Genomic DNA, 10,701 nt, shown 5'->3' with positions numbered 1-10,701 from the left:
ATGCTAGGAAGCACGATACCGCACTGTGAAGGCGTAACGGCTGCAGCCCCACCCGGATCGAGAACGGCCGGTGTAGACACCAGACATGCATTTCCGTAGTAGTTGAGCCAGATGCCGTTGCGGCGAAGCATCACACTGATGGAATACGTCGTGGCGTAATCGTAGCTGGCCAGCATGGTCATGCTGAAGTTCGGAACCGTACGGTCGATGGTCTGTACAGCGTTCGTAGTGGTGTTGACCACGCGGAAACGGTATCCGTCGACTGGAGCTCCGAAGCTCACGGCCCCGATCAATGAACTGATGGACGTCAAGGTAGTACCGCATTGAGACGCGAGTACTTGCGAGAACAATTGGCTGCCCTCATCGATCGTGCCGTCGCAGTCATCATCGATTCCGTTGAAAGCAACCTCGGCATGGCCTGGGTTAATTGCCGCTACAGTGTCATTACAGTCACCACCTTGGGCAGCATAACCTGCAGGCTGCGAACACGAAACGATAGTCGGCAATGCAGAATTACCATAACCATCAGAATCGTTGTCTACATACCAAGTGACAGCAGTATTCACATTGATCATAACGTTTGAGCTACTAGTACAGCCTAGCCCAGTCGTAGCAGTAGCCGTGTACTGGGTAGAAACAGTAGGCTTGGCGTAAACGCTTGCAGTAGCCGTTCCGGTGTATGGAACAGTTCCGGCCGCATCTGTAAACAAGCCTGCAGACGGCGTCCAAACAATTGGTTCGGTTCCGCTTGTCGTAGCAACTTTTACGTTGTCAAGAATCCAATAATAACCCCATGTAGAAACATAGTTGAATCGGATTTTGACATTGGCTTCGTTCAAATAAGAATTCAAACTGATTGACGCATTTACTGTCGTTTGGGCGTCGTTAGTCGTTGCTCCTACATCTGTGCCTTTGATATCGGCCAACTGGGTCCAGTTCGAACCTCCGTTAGTAGAAATCTCGACTTTAACAGTAGTGTCGCCAGAAGCCCAATATCTGTAAGCGTGCTCGAAAGTAAGTCTTGCGTTTGGCATACCGACAGTACTGAAAGTAGGCGAAGTCAACACCGTATTGGTTGTCGATCCGCTTCCGCCAGCATCCGCGTTCGCCAAAGCAAACTTGCCTCCATTAGGCGTACTGAAGTTCGTAAACTTCGCTGAACCTGATTGGTCGGTGTAAGGTGCCGCAACATATGCCCAGTTTGATACGGCAGGCGAGCTAGAGCCATTCGTGATGGTCCAGTTAGGCGCATTTGTATCAAAGTTCTCTGACATAGCGGTCATCGCAACCCCAAGCGTAGCTGTCAATTGGGTAGGTGCATCCAAAGAACACACAGTCAAGCTGGCAGGAGTGATGATTGGCGTTTGAGGAACCGGATTCACGTTAACCGTATACGTAGCCGTGTTGGCGCACAAACTTCCTGTTGTCTGGGAAGCTGTCAACGTATAAGTTGTAGTTACCGATGGGTTAAAGACAAAGCCTGAAGTGGCATTACCCGAAACTCCTCCAGCTGGCGACCAAACATACGAATCGAAACTCGCAACGTTAGACGTCACTGCAACAGGAGCCGATGGCGTACCAGCGCAGATTGTCGTAGACGTACCGCTCAACGTAAGCGCAGGCGGCGTGTTTACCGTAGCCTTTACCAAAGTTCTAGCACTTTCGCAACGAGTAGTTATCGAAAGGTTATAGAAGAAGTAGTAGCTGGCCGAAGAGCCTAGGAAGTATCCGCCAGTCACCGAACAACTAGGTGTGTTGAAAGGATAGGCATTAGGCGAACCATCACGTACAATTCCGGTAAGTCCTGTATACGATTTAATCATCAAACGATATCCTGTTCCTACAGGAACCGCGAAACCGATAGGGATCGTGATAGGCGTAGTAGTTCCAAGACCGGTTACAGGAATAGATGAAGTAGCCATCAACTCTGTACCTGTAGAACTATAAAGGCCAACAGTAATGCTACCTGTACCCACGGCATAAATCTGAGCCGAGTTCAACGTAAATGCCGAAGTGGCGTTGAATACGATACCAGTTAGCGTATCGATGTAAGTAGACGTGCCTGTAGGGACAAGTTTTCCGCCTGCCTCGGTTGATTCTCCGCTGCTAGCCGATACGAAATAATCGGTAGTAGTAGAAATGCTTGGAGTCGTGAAGCTAGGTCCTGTAGCGATTGCCGACCCTCCAGTAGCCGCAGCATACCAGTTCAATTGAGCACCAGCCGAAGCAGTAGCACCCAACGTCACCGTACCAACTCCACAACGTGCAGCCGGCGCAGTATTAGTTACCGTAGGGTTATTGACCGTAATGGTTACGGTGTTCGAATCTGAGAACAAACCAGAATCGGCACAGGTCACACGAAGGAAATAAGATGCGTTCGCAGTAAGCGTCGGCGTAGTATATGTAGCGCTGTTAACAGTTCCGGCAATAGCACCTGTAACGGTGTTATACCATTGGGTGCTTAGCCCAATCGCTCCCGAAGGAATATTGGTTGCTGTCAACACTACAGAACCAGAGATACAAAGCGAAGATTGCGAAGCCGAAGCAGTAGCCGCCGCAGGAGTTCCTGAGCAGTTTGGAGCCACAACGATATTTACGAAATAATCTTCCGCTTCACCGTCGGCATCGCTGGACGCACCGCAAGCTTGTGTAAGAAGAACCGGAACGTCTTCTCCACCACGTACGCGCATCCTTGTTTTTCCAGGAATTGCAGACAATGGAACAGGAAGAGAAACGATGCTCGTTCCGTTTGCGGTAGTAGATCCGCCAGAAGTTGCCGTAGAAGCGACACCTTCAGAAGATTCGAACACTCCGTTTTGGTTGAAGTCGATCCAAACCGCACAATAGTTGGTCGTATCGTTTCCAAACTTGACAGAAATGTTTGCAGTCGTCAACTGTTGGATATCCGGAACAGTCGCACTGTCGTATACCGTATAATACGGAGATGCAGACGAACCTGTACTGTTGTTGAGCGTACCCAATGTAACGTTCGCGATCTGGTCAACTGTGCCAGGTCCTGCTGTATACGTAGGGAAACAATAGTTTGTCGTAGTCAACAAAGCCGAGTTCGAATTTACCGAACAGCTTGCCGAAGTCACGACAGCTCTATAGTAACGGTTTGCAGCCGCAGCAGCTCCACCCAATACATTCACGGTAAGCGTAGCGGTAGTACCGTTAGCGTAGGTGATGTTTGCCGGGGTGTTGTTCACGACATTCGACCAAGGTCCGGAAGCCGATGTACCATATTGCCACTGGTAAGAAGGCGATGGTTCGGATGTAGACACGGTGAACGTCGTAGAATTTCCTGCAAACACAGTAGCCGGAGACGGTTGTGTGCCGATTACAGGAGTGTAAATCTGCATTTGGGCACCATTCGAAGGTACAGCGGCGCAAGGAGCTGCTCCATTAACGACTGCGCGATAGAAATAAGTACCGGCCGCAGGTGTAGCTGCAGTAGTGTTAACAGTAAGCGAAGCCGTAGTAGCACCAGAATACGTCGCTCCAACCGGAACGCCGGCAGTAACGTTGTTGAACGTTGCGTTATCTGTAGAATACTGCCACTGATAACCCGAAACGGCTCCAGATGCAGCCACTGTAAACACAGCACTGCCGCCAGAATAGCAAGAACTTGCAGATGCAGGATCGGTCGTGATGGCAACACCTTCGTTAACGGTCAAGGTAGCCGGGTTAGAAGTTGCACCATTAGCAGGTCCTGTAACCACCGCTTGGAAATTCCAACCTGTGTTGGCAAGAGTCAATCCAGAAACGGTCAATACATCTGTAGTCGCACCTGAATAAGTTACGCTACCAAATGTGCCGTCTGTGATCGGCTCGAATCCAAGACCTTGATCAACTTGCCAAGCGTAAGAATCTACAGTTCCAGAAGCAACCACAGTAAACTGGGCCTCTCCTGTTCCCGAAGAACAAATAGTAATGCTTGCAGGATCGGTTGCGATTCCCGTATCACCAACGTTCAAGACGGCCAAGCCAGACTCGAACGGAGGACAAGGATCTTCAGCCGTGATCACCACCATATACAAATTGCCGTTCAATGATTCCGGCGTATCGGTAATGGTCAATGTATTTGTAGTCGCGCCAGAGTAGAAATCTTCATCTACAACAGGCTCGAAAGTGTCGCCACCGTCTACCGATACCATCCATTGGTAAGAAACTACAGCACCAGTCGCATTGACCGAGAATGTAGCTGTACTTCCCGTAACAACTGTTTGCGCTACAGGGTTCGAAGAAACAATCGGATCATTTACTACGATTGTAGCGGTTACGCTTGTAGTACAACCCAAATCTGTTACCGAATAACTGATATCGACAGTACCTCCTGCAACAGCAGTCACGACTCCCGAAGCGTCAACAGTCGCGATAGCAGAATTGGAAGATGCCCATACTCCACCTGGAGTGGCGTTGTCCAAATCGGTAGTATCACCTGAACACAAAGCAGAAGGTGCGCCAGTTATACCTGAAACTACAGGCATAGGTGTAACAGTATAGTTCGATCCGCTAGTTGCGTTTCCAAGTGGAGCCGTTACCGAAATCGCACCTGCTGTAACACCTGCTGGAGTTACCGCGGTGATTGTCGTCCCGTTAACAACCGTGAAAGATGTGGCAGGAACTCCGTTAAAGCTTACGGCGGTAGCACCTGTAAACGATGTACCGCTAACTGTAACCGTCGTTCCTCCACCCTGACATATTGCAGAAGGAGTAAATCCAGAAACCGAAGTCGGAGATAATTGGAGACGGAAATCGTCAAATCCGAGGTAGAATGGTGAAAAAGAACTGGTGTAAGCTTTCACGCCGAAGTAATATACTCCTGCCGAAGGTGCTGTGAATGTTCTCGTAACCAAAGTATAGGTTGATCCGGATGTTGTCGTTGAACCCGCAATGAAAGGCGCACCAAGTGTAGATGCACCAGTGTTGCTTTGCGTGGCATTAGCCAAAACTTCAGCGTTCCATCCGGAAGTGTTGTCACCTACAAAATAGAAGCTGAAATCGCAAGATTGTCCGGCAGCCAACTGAAAACCTGGTGTCCAAAGATAATCCGGAGTAGATCCGTAATAAATGGTCATGTATTGAGCTCCCGATCTAGGATCGTTGTAAGTGTTGCTCGCAGCATTCGAACTGGTCCATGTACTTGAGCCGGTTTGCTGTACCCAACAAATAGGTAGAATGTTCGAACCGATAGTAGCCATAGAATCGAAATTCTCTGTCCAAGGCAAGGTTGCAATAGGTTCGCAAAGTGTTGCTCCTGTAGCAGTAGACGAGTAACCGCTACTGCAATACGGTGCTACTAACGCACGCACGCGTACATAATATGTACTTGAATGCGCAAGGCCTGTCACGTTGACTGAAAGTGCCGTTCCGTTATCGAAGTTCTGATAACCCGGAACGAACGTAGTGAACGTACTGTTTGTAGCCACATCCACCAAATACGTCGCACCAGAAGTAGAGGATGCCGTCCAGGTTGCAGTAAATCCGGTAGTAGACGGATTGCTGATTACTGGAGTTCCCGGCACTCCTATTGCAGAAGCACAAGTAGTGACAGTAGCCGCAAGCGGGTTGGTCACATTGTAGACAGGGCCTGAACAGCCAGTATTGTTGAAGCTATAAATACGCAAATCATAAGCCGTACTTGCAGTCAAACCTGTAGCAGGGAACGTAGCGTTCGATCCGAAATACACAACCGTACCGGCTCCAAGAGCGTTTCCGGCGGCGTAAAGCGTAAAGTCAACAGGATCTGTAATAGCAGATGCTGAAGGATAACGCACGACAAGATAACCTGTCGGGTTACTCGCTGCCGCAGTAAAACTTCCGGTGAAAGAAGTATTCGTGATCGCAGAAGCGACGAATGCCGTTGGCTGGTTGGCAGGCATAACGCACGGAAGAATATTTCCGAATGCGAAATATCCTGTGTAATTCGCAGCCAAAATAGGAGTTGCAGTCGTCAAATTACCTGCAGCGAAAGTAGTGCTCGGCAAAATGGTCGAATACTCACCTGCAGCAGAAGACGCCTGAAGGATCTTATGGCTAGAAGCTATAGCCGCATCGTTAAGACGAACATACATATTGGTAAGGTTCGCAGCTCCCGAAGTAACGACAGCTTCGTAACGGTTCGTCGAAAGAGACGTCACGCCTGTTCCTTGTGTACCCGAGTTAGACGTGAAAGCTTCGGCTTTTACGATAACCGAACCACCGGATGTAGTGTTAGGATCTGCAAATACAGGTGTATAAGCGCCTCCTTTTCCGATAGGGAAATGCGATGCACCGGCAACTGTATAAGAACCCGTCGTAGTCCTACTCGAGCCGAATGTACGTGCAAACGGACCAACGATCATGCTAGTCGCGCTAGGCGTTCCGCTCAATGATCCCGAAGCGGTAGCCGTTCCCAATTGAAGCACGCTGGTAGAGCTCGTGTTGACCAAACCGGAAGTCATCGTAAGCGTACCGCTGATTGAAAGCGGAACGTTCAATGTGACACCTGTCGCATTGGTATTGTTTATCGTTACCGAATTGAAGTTCGCTGTCGGTGAAGCAGTAAGGTTACGGAAAGTACCTGAACCTGAAACGGTCTGTGCAACAGTTGAAGGTGTTACCGAAAGCGACGTAATACTCGAGGACACTGCGTTGCCCAAAGTAACGCCTCCGGCCGAAGTGAACGTACCGTTATTCACGAGGTTTCCTGCAAGATAAGTGGCACCACTAGACGCACTTGTACCATTATTCCTGAATTCACCGCCCGCATTGATGGTCATATCACCAGCCACGACAAAATTATAGAACGTACCACTGAGGTAAACGAAACGGTTCGCGCCGCTGTTTGCACTCTCAACGATTACGTTACGGAATTTGAAAATCCCCGTTCCGGCCCATGAATAGAATTGGAAGCCGATGGCCGAACCAGCATCCGCAGAAACGCCGTCACCAAATCTGAACGTATGTGTTCCTGTGGCTTCAGTAGCCCCTACGGTCGGAATATTGGCAGAGAACGTAGTGGTCTCGGCCGTATGTGGATCGACAATTGTGAAAGTACCCGCAGTAAGAACAATATCCGCATTGGCCGCAACGGCGAAATTCACAATATTTGTTCCCGAAGCAACGCTTCCCGTGGTACTGCCTCCATTGTTTCCATCCACTGCGATCGTACCGCCGCTTTGGTTGAATTTACCCGTAAGGTTGAAGTTTCCGTTTACTTTTAACGAACCTCCCGTCACGGTAAGTGTACCAGCAATTGCCAACGTGTTGTTGTTAAGCGTACATCCGACAGTAAGGTCTCCGGAAGCCACCGTAAGTGTTCCGCCAGAGTTAATGGTTACGTTTTTAGCAACATTAGCAGCAGAGTTTACCGTTACATTGTGTCCGGACGCAATGGTCACCGCATCGGCACAAGTCGGCACGGAACCCGCGCTCCAGGTAGAAGGCGAATTCCAGTCTCCAGAAGCGATCGAGTTGTAAACGAGATTCATATCTGCAGCTGCAGAACCGACATAATGTGTCTGACCCAATTGTGCAACAGACAATCCTGTACGCGCAACAAGATAGTTCGATCCCGAAGTCGTACCAGCTACATGTGTACCCACCGCACCGGCAGCCTGAATCACCCTTAGGTTAGCAGGCGTAGCAGAAGCGATCATACCGCCTGAAGTCAAGCGGAGGTTAATTGTTCCAGATGCTGCAATACCGTTTCCGGTAGCGAAAGTCCAAGATCCGTTCGTACGTGTATCTACGGTGTAAGCCCCGTCTGTAAATGATGGAGATACAGCCGAAATTCCGTTTGCCCCGTTATGGCTTACCGTAATAGTACCAGCTGTACTCAAAGCGCCAGCCGCACTAAAGTAAACAGAGGCATTACGCGCCGAAATACCAGATGCCAATGGGAAATGTCCGATTGCCGTACTGGCACTTGTAGGAAGGCCCGAAGTACCGAACCAACGTGTCATCGAACCTGTAGTGACGCGAATGCTACCAGCCGTATACGATAGTGTTCCAAGCGCAGAAGAGCTTGTTCCCAAAGTAAGGCTGTTCGTGCTAAGGTTAATATCACCGCTTGTCATGGTCAACGTTCCACCGATAGTCCTAGAGAAAGGCATATCCAAAACATTTCCTGAACCAACTGCGACAGTTACGTTTAGCGGTCCTGAAGCCGATGGGAATTCAGAAGCCCTTGAAGCGTACGATCCCGCTGCGTCATAAGTCAACGTTGTTCCTGCGGCATTGTATTGGAACCCTGTCAAAGTACCTCCGAACGTTACCGGGTTTGCGGCTGCAGTCGAGATTCTAAGAGCCCCGATGGTGCCGCTTCCGATGTTGAACGTAGTTCCCCAGTTTCCGTTGAGGTTGATTCCGTTCGCGTTAGAAATCCTGTACGTGATCGGTCCGGTTGGTTGAGCCGAAAACGAAACGTTTTGGGCAGAAGTTCCCGAGAAATTCAATGTCGGGTTGTTCGTGCCCGTTCCCGAAGAACCGAATGATCCAGCCGATTGGTTGAATGTTCCGGTCACGTTCATGACCATACTTGTTCCTGAAGAACCATCCGAAAGCTGGAAATTACCTCCGGTTTGGGTGTAATTGTTAATGTTCAGCGTGTATCCACCGGTCGTTGCCCAACGAACAGAACCTGTTCCTGTGCTTGTCACGGTAAATGCGCCACTAACACCTGTAGTGCTTGAAGATCCCATGTTCAACGCAACCGACAACGATGGCGTATTCCAAGTGAAATTGGCAAAGTTTTGCCCAAGACCACCCGCTCCAGAAGTAGCGGTAGTATATCCTAGTATGTTTACGTTAGAAGCCGCACCCCAAGTTGCCGTAGGAATAGTTCCTGCAACCGTACTGTACTTATGCTCATACGTTCCATTAATCGTCAAAGTAGTTCCTGAACTTGTAACGGATGCCGCGGTTGTTCCGCCCAAAGCGAAAGTTCCCGTAGTTCCTACAGTCGTAACGCTATTGCTGAAACTGATACCGTTAGCCGAAGCGCCATTGGCGATCTCAAGCCTTCCGTTGATCGTATTGACCGCACCAGACGAGAAAGCCATTGACAAAGCAGCGGCAGTACCGTTAGACGTCACGCTGCTTCCCGCATCGATCGTAAGACCTGCCATGGTAAGCGTTGAAGCCGCAGCCGATTGGAAATTCACAGCCGTATTACCTGAAACCGTAACCGTTCCGACAGTTTGGGTCGGGATATCGGTGGCCGTTGAGCTTCCTCCGTTAGAGAATTGAAGGATATCGGTCGGATCTGCGATCGTCCTTGCCGGAGTCCAGCTTGCCGATGATGCCCATGAAGCCGAACCCGCAGTAGCGTTCCAAACATAAGTTCCTTGGCCGATAGTCGATGCAGATCCAGTCAAGGCAGGTGATGTACCGCCCGTTTCATTCAACGCGGTAATCTCGTAATAATAGGTCGTATTGGCAGTCAACCCACTCTGTGGAAACGAATAAACAGTGCCCGTACCAGCAGAAGTAGTCGTGGTGACTGCCCCTATTACCGTAAAAGGTCCGCTTGGCGAAGTCGATCTTCCAACTGTAAAATAACCTTCAGATGTCGAAGCATCTACCCAGTTTACGGTCATGTTGGTAGCCGAAACGTTCGATGATGTAAAAGTTGTAGGTGTCGAAGTATTGCCTGACGGAGGTGTAAAGGTATAGACTACCCTACTTCCATTGGCGCTTGACCCGAGATTAGCAATCAACGGAGAACCGGTCGTAGTCCCGCTTCCCGCCGCAATAGTATTGTTCGCAGCTGTTGCAGCCGGAACAAATGTCGCCGGAGAACCGATCAAAACATGTCCTGCCGTGGCAACTGTGTTACCAGCCGAAATAAAGATAGGCTTGGTGACCGAAGAAGACGATGAGTTATAAATTTCCCCATACACATAGTTTATCACACCCGTGGTCTCGCTGAGCCAGGCCTGAAGGTTCCCTGCATTCGTAAGATTGGGATTCCAGTTCGCATAGAACTGTGTCCATTCGATTACGAATTTACGGTTCGGGGCCGATCCGATCGTTTTCACGCGGATACCACCGTTCACCTCATTATCACCTCCGAACGCTGCCAAATAGGCAACTCCGGACGAATAGCTGGCTCCATAGTAAGTACCGCTGATGGCCGAGTCGCTCGATGACGTACTCAGTCGCAAAATACCATTGGAACCCACACTATAATGGGTATACTTAACGCCCATGAACCAAAAGTCGAAGCCGATGGCAAGGACAGATGAGGCATAAGAATCCTGGTTTCCGGTAGTGATAGAAGTCGCTCCGGTTGTCAAGTCTTCCAAACTTCCGGTGTTGGAAGTTGAAAATGCATAATTGCTGATGTTTTGCGCGAAGCCTCCAAAAGGAGCCAAAAGCAACATAAACAACAACATCGCGAGCCATGATTTTCTCATGACCCGGGAATTCAGCCATGGCGGAGGTCCGCCGACTTCATCCACTTTTTTTCCGAGCCGAGAGTTCCTGCCTCGATCCGGAGAATCGTAGTTTACAATCATAAATAAATAAATTGGGTTTAATTAATTACGGTTAACAGGAAAAATTCCTGAGTAGTAGAGACGCGAAATCTCCCGGGACGTGCGGAAGACTTTCACCTTTAAAGTAGAGTACTGTTTGGCGCTAATAGAATTTTAACAAAGGATTAACCATTTACGACTAGAGACAAAAAATCCGGCAAACGACCCAAGCCGCTTG

At 49.4% G+C, this 10,701-nt stretch carries 1 protein-coding gene; it reads right to left on the bottom strand.

Features of this window, described 5'->3' with window-relative positions:
- The coding region (locus HZF10_RS13315) for a GEVED domain-containing protein (RefSeq protein WP_176006709.1) at positions 1-10,403 on the bottom strand (10,403 nt) is incomplete at its 3' end.
- Positions 10,404-10,701 lie beyond the last annotated feature (298 nt).

Source organism: Flavobacterium agri, from assembly GCF_013401995.1.
Classification (GTDB): domain Bacteria; phylum Bacteroidota; class Bacteroidia; order Flavobacteriales; family Flavobacteriaceae; genus Flavobacterium; species Flavobacterium agri.
This window is presented reverse-complemented; position numbering and strand designations above follow the sequence as displayed.